Origin of the sequence: Jatrophihabitans sp. GAS493 (assembly GCF_900230215.1) — a bacterium.
Classification (GTDB): Bacteria; Actinomycetota; Actinomycetes; order Mycobacteriales; family Jatrophihabitantaceae; genus MT45.
Map to the genome: position 1 here is coordinate 4,177,976 of NZ_LT907982.1, position 14,918 is coordinate 4,192,893.

Genomic DNA, 14,918 nt, shown 5'->3' on the forward strand with positions numbered 1-14,918 from the left:
TCCGTGGGACCATGCCCCCTGCGGCCGGGCCGGAATCATCCATCATTTGCGACAGATTGACCGCGACCCACATCCAACGACGAGGCCCGACACAGCGCGCGGGGGCTGGTTACCGGGCCCCACTAGGATCAGGCAGTGCCCATGACGCCCGTGCCTGCCCACCCAGCCACCGTCGCGTGATCGACGCATCCCCACCCAGCGACGAGCTGCTCACCAGCTTCTGGGCCTACGAACACGACCTGATCTCCAACCACGTGACGGCACTGGCCAACTGGTTCCTCGATTCGGCCACGGCGATCCGCAGCGACCCGACGGCACTGCTCTCCGGCCGCGGCGACATCGCCGAGTTCCGACGCCTACGCCCACCACCCGGCGTCCGCACGGTCGAACGACTGCACCACCGCCGCATCAGCGCCGATGCAGCGGCGCTCATCGCCGAGACGCGCACTCCGAGCGGCACCGGTTCCACACAGCTCCAGCTCTGGCAGCTAACAGTGGATGGCTGGCGGATCGCCGTCGCGCAGGTGATGCCGACGCCCGCTGCGCCGGTGCCGACCCCGATACCGGCCGCGGATCGGACGGTCTGGCGCGAGCACGGGACGCCGCTGCTGCCCAGCACCGCTGACGGCTCGCTCAGCGGCACCCGGATCGCGGTGAAGGATCTCTTCGCACTGCCGGGCCACCGCGTAGGAGCCGGAAATCCCGACTGGTTGGCCGACGCGCCCGTGGAGACGAACGCCGCGACGGCGGTAGACGATCTGCTGAACGCCGGTGCCGAGGTCGCCGGAATCACGCAGACCGACGAACTCGCCTTCGCCCTGGCCGGGGCCAACGCCCACTACGGCACGCCGCCGAACCCGCGAGCGCCGGGACGGATACCCGGCGGTTCAACCAGCGGATCGGCCGCAGCGGTCGCCTCCGGTGCCGCCGAGATTGGCCTCGGCACCGACACCGCCGGCTCCATCCGGGTCCCGGCCTCCTACTGCGGCCTCTACGGTCTTCGGACAACGCATGGCGTCGTGTCGCGAGCCGGGCTCACCGGCCTGGCTTCTTCCTTTGACACCGTCGGGTTTCTCACCCGAGAGGTGGCGACGCTGCGCGCAGTCGCCCGGGCCGCAAGACTCCCCGAGCCGGCGCAGCCGGTGCGCACCCTGCTCGTGGTCAGCGAATTCGTCGGGTTGGCCGACCTGGAGGTGCAGGAGTCGTTCCAGGCCGCGGTGCTGGCACTCTCCGGCCGCAAGAGGCTGCCGGTTCGCGTGATCGCCTCCCTCTCCGATGGCGCTCTGGACACGTGGTTAGAGGCATTTCGCACTATGCAGGCCATCGAGGCCTGGCAGCTGCACGCCGACTGGCTGAAGACGCACCCAACGTCGCTCGGCCCGGCCGTCCAGGCGCGTTTCGACATCGGGGCGGCGGTCACTCCGGCTCAGCGGGAAGCCGTCGAAAGTATCGCTGCCGAGGCCCGAGCCCGGATCATCGAGGCCGTCCCCCCGGGAACCGCACTGCTGCTCCCAGCGACCAGCGGGCCGGCCCCGGTGCGAGACCTCGATCCCGCAGCTATGGAGGCAGTGCGGACGGCGACGCTGAAACTCACCTTCCTGGCTTCGGTCTCCGGACTACCGGCGATCAGCGCGCCGCTGCTGGCCCGGGGGCCATTGCCGGTCGGGCTCTCGGCGATCGGGGCGAGCGGAACCGACGCCGATCTCATCGAACTCGTCGCACCGTAGCGGGCTGAGGTTGGTCGGCTAGGCGACGGCCGGTTTGTTGCGGCGAGTCGCGTCGGCCGGCAGGTGCCGCACGGCCGTACGACGGCGGTGGATCGAGTTCGCCGGCAGGTCCTGCTGATATGGCGCGGGCCGGCCGAAGTAGTAGCCCTGCGCATGCGAGCAGCCGAGTTCGGCCAGCACCTGCGCCTGCCGGGCTGTCTCCACCCCTTCGGCGACGATCTTGAGGTTCAGCGCGATCGCCATAGACACGATCGCCCGGAGCACGGGAACGTCTCCCCCGCTCTCGGGAATGGCGGCGACGAAAGACTGGTCGATCTTCAGCACGTTGGCGGGCAGGTTCTCCAACCGGTTCAGCGAGGAGTAGCCGGTCCCGAAGTCGTCGATCGCGATCCGCACACCCAGTTCCCGCAGGTTGCGGAGCACAGCGAGGACGCGCTGATGGTCGGCATCGAAGGTCGACTCGGTCACCTCGATGATCAGCAACGACGGTTCCAGCCCGGTTTCGGCCAGCACCGTGGCGACGTTCGCGGCGTAGTCAGGGTTGGTCAGCTCGTGCCCGGAAGCGTTGACCGAGATGCTGCGAGATCTCCCGGTCTGCTGGTTGTGGCCGACCGTCTGTTCGCAGGCCGCGCGCAGGATCCAGGCGCCGATCGCGTGAATCGCACCGACGCTCTCGGCGAGCGGGATGAAGTCCAGCGGCGAGACCATGCCGCGGGTCGGGTGATTCCACCGGATGAGGGCCTCGTCGCCGGTGACCTCGCCGATGCTCAGATCGAGGATCGGCTGGAAATACACCTCGAACTCGCCGTCCGCCAGAGCCCGATAGAACTCAGTCGACGTCGATCCGTCGTCGGTCACGCCGTACTGGCAGGTCTGACCACCACCTCCGCTCTTGGAGTTGTAGAGCGCCACGTCGGCCCGGCCGAGCAGCATCGACTGCGAGTCGTCGGCGCGGAGTTCGGCGACGCCGGCCGAGAACGACGTCTCGTGACGCACCAGTGCCCGCAACTCGTCGGCGACTGCAGCGGCCCGATTGGCCGTGAATCCCGGCAGGATCAGGGCGAACTCGTCGCCGCCTTGACGGCACATGGTCAGGCCCGGGGCGAGGTTGCGCCCCCAGATCTGCGCGATGGCGGCCAGCAGTCGGTCACCCTCCCCGTGCCCGGAGAGGTCGTTGACCGACTTGAAGTCGTCAAGGTCGATGACCACCACCGCGAGCGACTGGTCGTCCCGCTGAGCGTCTGCGATCGCCCGCCCCAGGTGGAGGTCGAAGCCTCTGCGGTTGTAGAGCCCCGTGAGGGCATCCCGGTCAGCCGCGGCGGCGGCGCGAGTCAGCCACGCTACGGCGACTGCGACGAAGACGAGGATCGCCTGCAAGTAGGCGATCTCGCCTTCGTAGAGCCCGCAGAACTGTGCGGCGATATACATGCAGATCTCAGCCGCGATGACGTGAATGGCCGCCGACACCAGATCGAAGTAATAGGCACATCCCACGGTGATGGCCAGGAACATCATCCCGTCATCCACCGCGGCCGGCGGGTAGTCACTGATCAGGCTGACGGCGATGGTCATCAACAGAGTGCCGGCGGCCAGGATCAGATGAAGCGTTCGATGGGGAACCAGGTGACCGATCAGCACGGTCAGCGTGCCGCCGCTAACGGCCAGCGCCGCGATCAAGCTCAGCAGCGCAGCGTGCTTCAGCGAGACCGGGGCGGTGGCCAGCACCACGAAACCGATCAGGCCGGCTAGGACATAGGAGCCGCCGGTGGTCAGGGCGAAGGTGCGACGAGAGGCGACGGCCGGCTTGCGGCGGGCCAGAGCCCACAGGTCGCGGGCCCGGGCGCGAGGCGTCGAGTCGGCGCGGCGAATAGCCACATCCGTCATCTGCGCTCGCAGGTCAGTACTCACCGGACACTCCGTGTCTAAACGCTGGCTGTTCATCCGCAACAGCCTGGAACAGCAGTTTCCCTCACAAAGCGCCTCGCCGCACGCTGGAGCATTCAATGACCGGGCGGTCGCAGGCCTGGGCGTTCAGGCGACGGGGCAGGCCAGGCCGATGAGGATCGGCGGAGAATCGGGCACGGGCAAGCAACGGAGCCCGGAAATGACGAGAGGCCCCGCGCTGCGAGGCCTCTAGCTCCCCCACCTGGACTCGAACCAGGAACATTCCGATTAACAGTCGAACGCTCTGCCAATTGAGCTATAGGGGATCAAAACATCGCCGTCCATATTACTACTGGCTGTAAGAAGGCAACCGTTGAAGGATAGCCCATCCACGGAGGTCCGCGCGCCAGGGTTACGCTTGGGTGAACGGAGCAACCAGCGCCACGGGTGTCGAGGATCGACACCACGGACTTCTAGCTGACGGAGAACCACCAGATGAGGCTTTCGCTTCTTGTCGGCGTCGCTATCGGATACATCCTCGGGGCCCGGGCCGGCCGGGAACGCTACGAGCAGATCGCCCGGGTCGGGCGCAAGGTCCGGGGCAGCCAGACCGTGCAGTCAACCGCCGGCGTGCTGCACGCCCAGGTCGACGGCCTACGCAGCAAGGCAGTCGGACGGGTGACGGAGAAGCTGAACTCGGCACCGACATCACAGCCGGCCGGCGTCTCCACCAACGGCTACCACCCCTGACCGGCGGGCGCCCAGGCATAATCCGACGGCGTCGAGGCACAATCCGACGGGGGTCGAGGACCTACTCCGACGGCGTCCAGGCCGCCCGCAGGCGCTCCAACCGCAGCGTGACCGCCTCCCGCAGCGGCGGGTTGTCGGTGGCCCCACCCTCCAGCCGGGCCCACCAGCTGAGACCGTCCTGGCCGGGCACTCGCCGCCCGACGAACCGCACCGACCCGTCTTCCACGGATGCCGTCTCGGAGTAGACGACGCTCGCCTCGACGCGCTGCCGCACCTTCTCCGGCAGATCCTTGGGCTCAGCCAGCGTCAGGCTCACCGGCGGCCGATCGACGAGTAGCAGGTCATCCACCAGCTCAGCCTCGGTGACGATGAGCCGCGAATCGCGCCACACCGCCTTGCTGACCAGATGCCAGCCGATCAGTCGTGGGCCGTCCGGCTCCGGCCACCAGAGACCGCGCGGCGTGGCGACGACCGCGGTCGGCTCCTCAACCCCCACGACGGGCGCCCAGGACACCACCCGTTCGTCCTTCTCCAGTCGCGCCAGCATCTCCGCCGGGGGCCGGGGGCGGCGCGACAGCAGGGCCACTACTCGTCCCCGATCGCGCGCTCACGCATGGCCCGCCGCTGGCTCTCCAGCGAGATCAGCTCACCGAAGAGCCGGGTGTGCTCCTCGGCCGCGTCGACCGGGTTGATGCGCTGCAGCTTGGACTTCAACGCGGCCACCCGCCGGGAGATCGCCATCTCCTGCAGCCGGGCCATCACCGCGGCCGCGTAACGCTCCTGCGAGTCCCTGCCGGAGTGCAGCGGCTCCACGGCCAGCGCGTGCACGATGGTGCGAGCCCGATCATCCGGCAGCCCGGATTCGATGACCCCAGCCCAGCCCGGGCCACTCACCGCCTCCGCGGTGCCCCCGGAGGCGGCAATCGCGCTGCGCAGCTGCCGGTGTGCCAGCACCATGAAGGCGTCCTCGGGCAGCGAGTCGAAGGTCGGGCCGGCGACGCCGGGCAGCTGCAGCGCGACCTTCAGAACCTCCCGCTCGACGAAGGCGACCTGCTCATCGACGACCGGTTCGGCCGAACGTTGCTGCGTCTGCACCGCCGCCGGGGACTGCGCCGGCTGGCCGGAGCCACCGCGGTCTCGTCGCGGCTCCGCACCGCGCCCACCCGGCCCGGCGTTGCTCTGACCGCCGGAACCAGCCGACATGCGCCGGCGCACGTCCTCCCGCACCCGGGTCAGCACCCGATCCGGGTCATCGACGCCGATCATCCGGGCCAGGCTCTGCGAGTACTCCACCCGCAGCCCGGTGTCCTTGATCTGGGCGACCAGCGGCACGCCGAGGTCGAGCGCCCGCGAGCGCCCCTCAGCGGTGTCCAGATCGAACCGGGAGACGGTCTGGCGCAGCACGAACTCGACCAGCGGCACCCGCCGGGCTACCAGGTCGCGCACCGCCGCGTCACCAGCGGATTGACGCAGTTCGCACGGGTCCTTGCCGTTCGGCTCGACCGCGATGAAGGTCTGACTCATGAACTTCTGATCATCGGAGAAGGCCCGCTCGGCCGCCTTCTGCCCGGCCGCGTCGCCGTCGAAGGTGAAGATGACCTCACCGGTGTAAGCGTCGGAGTCCATCAGCAGGCGGCGCAGCACCCCGATGTGCTCACTGCCGAAGGCGGTGCCGCAGGTGGCGACCGCGGTCTGTACCCCGGCCAGGTGACAGGCCATCACGTCGGTATACCCCTCGACGATGACGGCCCGGTGCTGGCGGGCGATCTCCTTGCGGGCCAGATCCATCCCGTAGAGGAGCTGGCTCTTCTTGTAGATCGGCGTCTCGGGGCTGTTGACGTACTTCGCCTCGATCTTGTCGTCGTCGAAGAGGCGGCGGGCCCCGAAGCCCACGACGCTGCCACCGACGTCCCGGATCGGCCAGAGCAGCCGGCGATGGAAACGGTCGATGAGCGAGCCGCGCTGCGACTCCCGGGCCAGGCCGCCGGCGGTGAGTTCGGCTGAGGTGAAGCCCTGGGCCTGCAGGTGCTTGGTCAGCGAGTCCCAGCCACCGGGGGCGAACCCGCAGCCGTAGGTGCTGGCGGCGGCGTCATCGAAGCCACGCTCGGCCAGGAAGGCCCGGGCCGGCGCCGCCTCCGGGGTGCGCAGCTGCTCGGCGTAGAACTTGGCGGCGGCGGCATGCGCCTCGATGAGCCGGGTGTGCTGACCGCGTGAGGGCTTGCCACCGGTGCTCCCCTCGAGGTAGCGAAGCTGAATGCCGGCCCGGGCCGCGAGCTGTTCGACCGACTCGCTGAAGCTGAGGTGCTCGATGCGCTCGACGAACCGGATCACATCGCCGCCGGCCCCACAGCCGAAACAGTGGAAGAGGCCGCGAGCCGGTGACACCGACAACGAAGGAGACTTCTCGTCGTGGAAGGGGCAGATGCCCTTGAGGTTGCCGCCGCCGGCGTTGCGCAGCTGGACGTGCTCGCCGATGATCTCGTCGATGGGCGTCTTCGCGCGAACCTCGGCGATGTCTTCGTCTCTGATTCGGCCCGCCACCGGTCCATCTTATGCGCGCGGCAGGGGCCGCTCAGCCGCGGCTGAACCCGCTGCCGCGGCGCCTACCCGCGGCTGAAAACGCCCGGAGCGAACGCCCCGGCTCCCAGTAGCTGTCGCTGCAGCGGCTTCACCGCGTTGATCAGGTGCAGCGTCCTCTCCGGCCCGAGCTGCTCCCACGGAGCCAGGTCCAGCTCGTTGGTCTTCGCCTCGATCTCCAGCCGCAGCAGGCCGCCCGCCTCGGTGAGGGACCCGTCGGCGGTGAGCAGCCCCGCCGCCTGCAGGTCGGCGACGCAGTTGGACCACTCCTCATCCGACCAGCCCCGGGTGGCCTTCGCCGCCTCTTCGGTGAAGCCGAAGCCGGTAGCGGTGTGCGTCACGAGGGCCTCGATCCCGGTGAGGCCGCTGGCGACCAGCGCCGCGATGTGCCCGTCGCCGCGGTACTCGCGCAGCAGGGTTATGCCGTGCCAGAGCTGCAGCAGCGGCGACTGCGGCCAGTCGAGATCGGCGTGGGCGGCATAGAGCGGGCGCCCGGCCACCTCGCAGGCGGTGGTCGCCTCGCGGACCAGCTCAGCCGTCTCGGCCACCACGTCGGCGTCGGCCAGCTCGCCGAGCAGCCGCTGCAGCCCGCGGTCGACGGCGACCAGGCGACCCTCGATCACCTGCTCGGGCGTGGTGAGCGTCCAGACGCGGGGCATCAGGTGCCCGATCAGGCTCGGGCTGAAGTTGTAGAAGGTGGCGGCGACCGTACCCGGACCGACCGCTCCCATCGGCGCCGAGCGACCGGCGAAGTAGACCATCCGCCCCGGCTTCAGCCCGAGCACGGCCAGCTCCTCCTGCAGCTCCGGGGCGAAGTAGATGAAGGCGTGCAGCGGCTCCAGGCGGCTGTGCGCGCGGGCGGCCAGGGTGGTGAGTTCAGCGAGGTCGTCGTCAGCCATCCGCCCACCCTAGCCCGGTGTCTCACCCGCTTCGGGTGAGACACCGGGAGTCCGTGCCAAGCAGAGTTGTCGACTAGGTGGGCTCATCCTGGAGTCCAGGTGGTTCGGAGGTCGTAGTGAGCGATGTACAGCGTCAAGTTCTGCCGATAGCTGATGCCAAGCACATCGGGTTGACGACGTACGTCACAACCGACCCGGATACGTCCTACCCTCCGATCGCGCCGCTGCGACCTCCGACCGGCGCCCCCAACGTGCTTGTGGTGCTGTTGGACGACGTGGGGTTCGGTGCCGCGAGCGCCTTCGGTGGTCCCTGCGAGACGCCGACGGCCGACCGGCTGGCGGCCGAAGGCCTGAAGTACAACCGCTTTCACACCACGGCACTCTGCTCGCCGACCCGAGCCGCTCTGCTCTCGGGGCGAAATCATCACTCGGTGGGGATGGGTGCGATCACCGAGATGGCCACCTCCGCCCCGGGCTACAACTCGCTGCGCCCGAACACCTGCGCGCCGCTGGCCGAGATGCTGAGGCTCAACGGGTATTCGACGGCACAGTTTGGCAAGTGCCACGAAGTGCCCGTCTTCGAGTCCAGTCCGATCGGTCCCTTCGACCACTGGCCACACCCCGGCGGTGGCTTCGAGTACTTCTACGGGTTCATCGGCGGCGAGAACAACCAGTGGTATCCGGCGCTCTACGAGCAGACCACGCCGGTCGAGCCCTGGGGCGGTCCGGAGGACGGCTACCACCTGATGGACGACCTAGCCGACAAGACCATCGGCTGGATGCGGCAGCAGAAGTCGATGGCTCCCGACCGTCCGTTCTTCGCCTACCTCGCCCCGGGCGCCACCCACGCCCCTCACCACGTGCCGCAGGATTGGATCGAGAAATACAAGGGAAAGTTCGACCAGGGTTGGGACGCGGTGCGCGAGGCGACCTTTGCCCGGCAGAAGGAACTCGGCGTCATCCCGGCCGACGCTGAGCTGACGGCCCGCCCCGAGGAGATCCCGGCGTGGGAGGAGATGGACGAGGCACTACGGCCCGTGCTGGCTCGTCAGATGGAGGTCTACGCCGCTTTTCTCTCCTACGCCGACCACCACGTGGGTCGCGTCGTCGACGCGCTGGCTGACATGGGACTGCTCGAAGACACCTTGATCTACTACATCATCGGCGACAACGGCGCCTCGGGCGAGGGCACCGTCCTCGGCACCACCAATGAACTGATGGTCTCCGAAGCCCCCGATCTGGCGACACCGGAGTGGCTCATCGAGCACATCGACGACCTCGGCACGCCACGGGCCTACAACCACTACGCAGTGGGGTGGGCCCACGCGATGGACACGCCCTTCCAGTGGACGAAGCAGATCGCCTCGCATTGGGGTGGCACCCGCAACGGCACGATCGTGCACTGGCCGTCTCGCATTGCGGCCAAGGGTGAAGTTCGCAGCCAGTTCCACCACGTGGTGGACTTTGCCCCGACCATCATGGAGGCCGCGAACCTGCCGTTCCCGACGAGTGTGAACGGCATCGCCCAGGAGCCGTTCCACGGGGTCTCGATGGCCTACTCCTTCGACGACCCGTCAGCGCCGGAGCGCCGCGAGACGCAGTACTTCGAGATGATGTGCAACCGCGGGATTTACCACAAGGGATGGACGGCCGTGACCAAGCACGCTGTCCCGTGGGTCTTCAGCGGTCGAAGCGAAGATGTCGAGGCCGACGTGTGGGAGCTGTACAACACCAACGTCGACTGGACCCAGGCCAACGATCTGGCCGACGAGATGCCCGAGAAACTCGCCGAGTTGCAGCGGCTCTTCCTGATCGAAGCGACGAAGTACAACGTGCTGCCGCTGGAGCCACGCTTCGCCGAACGCTTCAACCCTGACCTAGCTGGACGCCCTAACCCCGTCGCCGGCAGCACTCAGTTGCTCTTCGGCGGTATGCATCGGCTGCAGGAGAACGTCGTCATCAACGTCAAGAACAAGACGCACTCCGTCACGGCCGAGGTGGAGATCCGCGACAGCGGTGCGCGGGGAGTGATCATCGCCCAGGGCGGCAGCACCGGGGGGTGGAGCCTCTACGTCCACGAAGGCAAACTGCGCTACGGGTACAACTTCGTCGGGGCCAAGCAGTACTACGTAGGTACCGACGACCCACTGCCGACCGGCACCCATCAGGTGCGGATGGAGTTCGCCTACGACGGCGGCGGCATCGGCAAGGGCGGAACGGTCAGCCTCTTCCTGGACGGCGCCAAGGTCGGCGAAGGGCGGGTCGAACGGACCCACTGGGGGATCTTCTCGATGGATGAGACGACGGAGGTAGGTTCGGACGCCGGAACTCCCGTGGTGCCCGACTACGGGCCGACCGGCAATGACTTCAACGGCCGCGTCGCCTGGGTTCAGATCGACATCGACGCGGCGGCCGCCGACCAGGACCACCTCATCAACCCAGAGGAGCGCTACCGAATCGCGGTCGCCAAGCAGTAGCCGCAACTATCGGCAGAGGCGGGTGTGCCAGCTCTGGGCCGACGTGTCGGTCAGCTGGGCCACCTGGTCGATGACCACGCGCAGCCGAGCGGCATCGGAGTCAGCCGCGTGCCAGGCCGGCTGCAGCGGCACGTCCAACCGCCCCGGTGACGCCGCGACGAGGGCCGCGACGAGCTCGGTGAGCAGTACCCGCTGGTCGTGCTGGCGCTCCAAGACGCCGGGGCGGCTCATCACGTACTGAGCCGCCACCGCCTTCAGCAGGGCACACTCGGCCGCGGTTTGCGAGGGCACGACGAGGTCGCCGTCGTAGCGGCGCATGGGCGCTGGACCGTAGGTCTGTCGGGTCGCACTCACGGCGGCCGAGACGAACCGCCCGGTCAGTTCGCTGGTCGCCCGCTTGGCCGCCGTCTGGGCCAGGTACGAACGGTCGTAGCCGCTCAGGTCGCGCAGCGTCGGCAGCTCGAGCAGTGCATCCAGTACCGGCGCCAACTCCCCCGCCGAGAGTGGCGAATAGGTCGCGGCGGCCAGCTCGCAGAGAGACTCACGGGCCGAATCATCAATGTTCTCAAGGCGAATGTGCCCGGCGTGCACCCCATCCTCGACGTCGTGCACCGAGTAGGCGACATCGTCGGCCCAGTCCATCACCTGGGCCTCCAGACAGCGGGTACCCGCCGGCGCGCCCGCGCGAACCCACTCGAAGGCGGGGCGGTCATCGGCGTAGACACCGAACTTGGGGGTGCCCGCCCGCTGCGACCAGGGGTACTTGCAGACCGCGTCGAGGGTGGCCCGGGTGAGGTTGAGCCCGGCCGGCTGCCCCTGCGAGTTGAGCACCTTCGCCTCCAGCCGGGTCAGGATGCGCAGCGTCTGGGCATTCCCCTCGAAGCCGCCGATCTCGGCCGCCGCCAGGTTCAGGGCCAGCTCGCCGTTGTGCCCGAAGGGTGGATGCCCGAGGTCGTGGGCCAGCCCGGCGGTATCCACCACGTCCGGGTCGCACCCCAGCGCCGCTCCCATCTCACGGCCGATCTGCGCCACCTCCAGCGAGTGGGTCAGCCGGGTGCGCGGAAAGTCGTCCGAACCCGGAACCACAACCTGGGTCTTGTCGGCTAGCCGCCGGAAGGCGTAAGAGTGCAGCACCCGCGCCCGGTCGCGCTCGAACTGGCTGCGCATCTCTCCGCCCCGGTCGGCGTCGGCCCGTTTTGCGGGCTCGACTTCACGCCGCGCCGCCGCATGGGCGTCGTAACCACGGCCCATCTCAGGTGGCAGATTCAGGCAGTGATCGGCTCACTGTTCACCGACCCAGACCTGCTCCTCGACCCAGGTCGCGAAGCGCACCAGCGTCTCGATCCAGACCCCGATCGTGTATGTCAACTGCGCGCGGGTGACCCCGACTTCGAAGTCGTAGCACTGTTCGGCGCAGATCCCGACGTACCCGTCGTCGGGAAGCACGGTGTAGGCCTTCGGGAAGAGTTTCGTCCGGTTCCAGTCGTCCAGCGCCAGCGCCACTGCCGCCCGCGACTCCACCTCGAAGCGCCGATCCAGGTAGAGCCGGGCCTGCAGCACCTCGCGCTGCTTTCCGTAGTGGAAGAAGTAGATGCTGAAGTTCTTCCAGCGCACCGTCAGGTCACCGTCGGCGTCTACGAAGTGGCGCAGTTCATGGTCGTCGAGCACCTGCTGCAGAAACTCTGTGGTGGGCAATACCACCGTCTCGTCGAGCGTCGAGGCGGACGAGCCGAAGCGGGTGCCGGCGACCAGCGCACTCCCCAGCCGATGGGGAGAGGGCAGCGGAACACCGGTCATCCCGGAGGAGCGCCCGCCGTTGAGGCCCACGAGCGCCCGCAGGCGTTGCACAAGCATGCTCTTGAAGTTACTCGTCGCCGGTGACAGCGGCCGACCCAGCCGGAGGCGGTCGGCTCAGCCGGAGGCGCGGCCGGCTTCGAGGCGGGCCACCGGCACCCGGAACGGTGAGCAGGAGACGTAGTCGAGTCCGACCATGTCGAAGAAGTGCACCGAATCCGGGTCGCCGCCGTGCTCGCCGCAGACGCCGAGCTTCAGTCCCGGGCGCATCAGGCGGCCCTTCTCGACGCCGATGCGGACCAGCTCGCCGACCCCCTCCCGGTCGATCGACTCGAAGGGCGAGACACCGAAGATGCCCTTCTCCAGGTAGGCCGAGAAGAAGGCCGCCTCGACGTCGTCGCGGGAGAAGCCCCAGGTCGTCTGGGTGAGGTCGTTCGTGCCGAAGGAGAAGAACTCGGCCGCCTCGGCGATCTGATCAGCCGTCAGTGCGGCGCGCGGCAGCTCGATCATCGTGCCGACCAGGAAGTCGAGGAAGACGCCGGTCTCGGCCCGCACGTCGCGGGCGACCTGGATGATGTCCTGCTTGACCGTCTCGAACTCCTGCACGGCACCGACCAGCGGCACCATGATCTCCACCTGCGGGTCACCGCCGGCTTTCGCCCGCTCGGCGGCCGCCTCCAGGATCGCGCGGGACTGCATCGCGAAGAGCCCGGGGATGACCACCCCGAGACGCACCCCACGCAGGCCGAGCATCGGGTTCTGCTCGTGCAGGCGGCTCACCGCCTGCAGCATCCGCAGGTCACCCTCGCGCTCCTCGCCCCGGGCCTCGGCCACCGCGACGCGCACCGACAGCTCCGTGATGTCCGGGAGGAACTCGTGCAGCGGCGGGTCGAGGAGGCGGATCGTCACCGGCAGCCCGTCCATCGCCTCCAGGATGGCGACGAAGTCGGCCCGCTGCAGCGGCAGCAACTCGGCCAGGCGGGAGTCCCGCTCCTCGTCGGTGTCGGCCAGGATAAGGTCCTCCACCAGCTGACGACGCTCGCCGAGGAACATGTGCTCGGTGCGGCACAGCCCGATGCCCTGCGCGCCGAAGCGACGAGCCCGCTCCGAGTCCTCGGCGTTGTCGGCGTTGGTGCGCACCGCCATCCGGCGCTTGCTGTCGGCGTGCTCCATGATCCGGGCCACGGCCGCCACCAGCTCGTCACCGACGGCCGTCTCGTCCCCTTCGAAGAAGCGCACCACCGGCGAGGCGACCACGGGCACTTCGCCCAGGTAAACCTTGCCCGAGGTCCCGTCGATGGAGATGACGTCGCCCTCCTGCACGACCACGCCACCCGGCGCGCGCATGACCCGGCTCTTGGTGTCGACGTCGATCGAGTCGACGCCACAGACGCAGGTCTTGCCCATGCCACGGGCCACGACAGCGGCGTGCGAGGTCTTCCCACCGCGGCTGGTCAGGATGCCCTCGGCCGCGATCATGCCGTTGAGATCGTCCGGGTTGGTCTCGCGACGGACCAGGATCACCTTCTCACCCGACCGGGACCACTTCACGGCGGTGTAGGAGTCGAAGACGACCCGCCCGACCGCTGCCCCCGGAGAGGCATTCATGCCCTTGGCGATCTGCTTCATGCCGCTGGACTCGTCGAATCGCGGGAACATCAGCTGCGCCAGCTGAGCGCCGGTTACCCGCTGGATCGCCTCGTCCATGTCGATGAGGCCCTGGTCGACCAGTTGTGTGGCGATGCGGAAGGCGGCCGCGGCGGTGCGCTTGCCGACCCGGGTCTGCAGCATCCAAAGCTTGCCGCGCTCGACGGTGAACTCGATGTCGCAGAGGTCCTTGTAGTGCCCCTCGAGGGTGGACATGATGTTCATGAGCTCGTCGTAGGAGGTCTTGTCGATCTCCTCCAGGTCGGCCAGCGGGATGGTGTTACGGATGCCGGCGACGACATCCTCGCCCTGTGCGTTCTGCAGGTAGTCGCCGTAGACACCCTTGGCGCCGGAGGCCGGGTCACGGGTGAAGGCGACTCCGGTGCCCGAGGTCATGTCCAGGTTGCCGAAGACCATCGAACAGATGTTGACGGCGGTGCCGAGGTCACCCGGGATGCGCTCCTGGCGGCGGTAAATCACCGCGCGGTCGGTGTTCCAGGATTCGAAGACCGCCTTCACGGCCAGATCCATCTGCTCCCGCGGCTCCTGCGGGAACTCACGGCCGGCGTGCTTGATCACGACGTCCTTGTACGTCTCGACCAGCGAGCGCAGGTCCTCGGCGTCCAGATCGAGATCATTGGTGGTGCCCTTGGCGTGCTTCGCGGCGTCGATGGCCTCTTCGAAGTACTCACCGTGGATGCCCAGCACGGTCTTTCCGAACATCTGGATGAGGCGACGGTAGGAGTCGAAGGCGAACCGCTCGTTACCGGCCTGCGCCGCGAGCCCGCGCACCGACTGGTCGTTCAGACCGATGTTGAGGACGGTCTCCATCATGCCCGGCATCGAGAACTTGGCCCCGGAGCGGACCGAGACGAGCAGCGGGTTGTCCGACTGGCCGAGCTTCTTGCCCATCCGGGCCTCGAGCGCCTCGAGATGGGTGCTGACCTCTTCGCTCAGGCCCTCCGGCTCGCGGCCGCTCTTCAGGAAAGCGTGGCAGGCCTCGGTGGTGATGGTGAAGCCGGGCGGAACCGGCAGGCCGAGATTGGTCATCTCGGCGAGGTTGGCTCCCTTGCCTCCCAGCAGGTCCTTCATATCCCGGTTGCCTTCGGCAAAGTCGAACACGAACTTCGTCATGGCGGACACCTGTTTCGTCGAGTCTTGAT

General features: G+C 68.2%; 10 protein-coding genes and 1 tRNA gene. 3 read left to right on the plus strand and 8 right to left on the minus strand.

Going from position 1 to position 14,918, the window contains the following annotated elements:
- Window positions 1–176: 176 nt before the first annotated feature.
- The gene (locus CPH63_RS19205; RefSeq protein WP_197704453.1) at window positions 177–1,727 is read left to right on the plus strand and encodes an AtzH-like domain-containing protein; all 1,551 of its coding nucleotides are present in this window, start codon (window positions 177–179) and stop codon (window positions 1,725–1,727) included.
- Between the two features lie 18 nt (window positions 1,728–1,745).
- Here the strand turns inward: CPH63_RS19205 and CPH63_RS19210 are convergent, their stop codons facing one another.
- Window positions 1,746–3,635 (minus strand): bifunctional diguanylate cyclase/phosphodiesterase, encoded by a 1,890-nt coding sequence (locus CPH63_RS19210; protein WP_172892243.1) that lies wholly within the window; start codon window positions 3,633–3,635, stop codon window positions 1,746–1,748.
- Window positions 3,636–3,864: 229 nt separating this feature from the next.
- A tRNA-Asn gene (locus CPH63_RS19215) sits at window positions 3,865–3,937 on the minus strand.
- 169 nt (window positions 3,938–4,106) lie between these two features.
- Here CPH63_RS19215 and CPH63_RS19220 point away from each other — a divergent pair.
- Window positions 4,107–4,361: a hypothetical protein gene (locus CPH63_RS19220; protein ID WP_096304379.1), complete on the plus strand. Its 255-nt coding sequence runs from the start codon at window positions 4,107–4,109 to the stop codon at window positions 4,359–4,361.
- 61 nt (window positions 4,362–4,422) lie between these two features.
- Here CPH63_RS19220 and CPH63_RS19225 read toward each other — a convergent pair whose 3' ends face one another.
- The 3 genes from CPH63_RS19225 to CPH63_RS19235 all read right to left on the minus strand — a co-directional run bounded on the left by CPH63_RS19225 (window position 4,423) and on the right by CPH63_RS19235 (window position 7,837).
- Window positions 4,423–4,947 (minus strand): hypothetical protein, encoded by a 525-nt coding sequence (locus tag CPH63_RS19225; RefSeq protein WP_096304380.1) that lies wholly within the window; start codon window positions 4,945–4,947, stop codon window positions 4,423–4,425.
- Window positions 4,947–6,902 carry a DNA primase gene (gene dnaG / locus CPH63_RS19230; protein ID WP_096304381.1) on the minus strand — a complete coding sequence of 652 codons (1,956 nt, stop codon included), beginning with the start codon at window positions 6,900–6,902 and terminating at the stop codon, window positions 4,947–4,949. Before dnaG ends, CPH63_RS19225 begins: the two co-directional genes overlap by 1 nt.
- A 62-nt stretch (window positions 6,903–6,964) precedes the next feature.
- Window positions 6,965–7,837, minus strand: coding sequence for a hypothetical protein (locus CPH63_RS19235; RefSeq protein WP_096304382.1), 873 nt, complete (start codon window positions 7,835–7,837; stop codon window positions 6,965–6,967).
- A 116-nt stretch (window positions 7,838–7,953) separates the two neighbouring features.
- On the opposite strand from CPH63_RS19235, the gene CPH63_RS19240 reads away from it, so the two are divergent.
- Entirely contained in the window at window positions 7,954–10,314 is a 2,361-nt protein-coding gene (locus tag CPH63_RS19240) for an arylsulfatase (protein ID WP_096304383.1), read from the plus strand.
- A gap of 6 nt (window positions 10,315–10,320) precedes the next feature.
- On the opposite strand, the gene CPH63_RS19245 is transcribed toward CPH63_RS19240, so the two are convergent.
- Genes CPH63_RS19245 through ppdK form a run of 3 tightly spaced genes read right to left on the minus strand, consistent with a single transcriptional unit; the run spans window position 10,321 to window position 14,889 of the window.
- Entirely contained in the window at window positions 10,321–11,565 is a 1,245-nt protein-coding gene (locus CPH63_RS19245) for a deoxyguanosinetriphosphate triphosphohydrolase (protein ID WP_096304384.1), read from the minus strand.
- Window positions 11,566–11,595: 30 nt separating this feature from the next.
- Complete coding sequence (locus CPH63_RS19250) at window positions 11,596–12,168, minus strand: YbjN domain-containing protein (RefSeq protein WP_096304385.1); 573 nt, start codon at window positions 12,166–12,168, stop codon at window positions 11,596–11,598.
- 57 nt (window positions 12,169–12,225) lie between these two features.
- The gene (gene ppdK / locus CPH63_RS19255) at window positions 12,226–14,889 is read right to left on the minus strand and encodes a pyruvate, phosphate dikinase (RefSeq protein WP_096304386.1); all 2,664 of its coding nucleotides are present in this window, start codon (window positions 14,887–14,889) and stop codon (window positions 12,226–12,228) included.
- Between the last annotated feature and the right edge of the window lie 29 nt (window positions 14,890–14,918).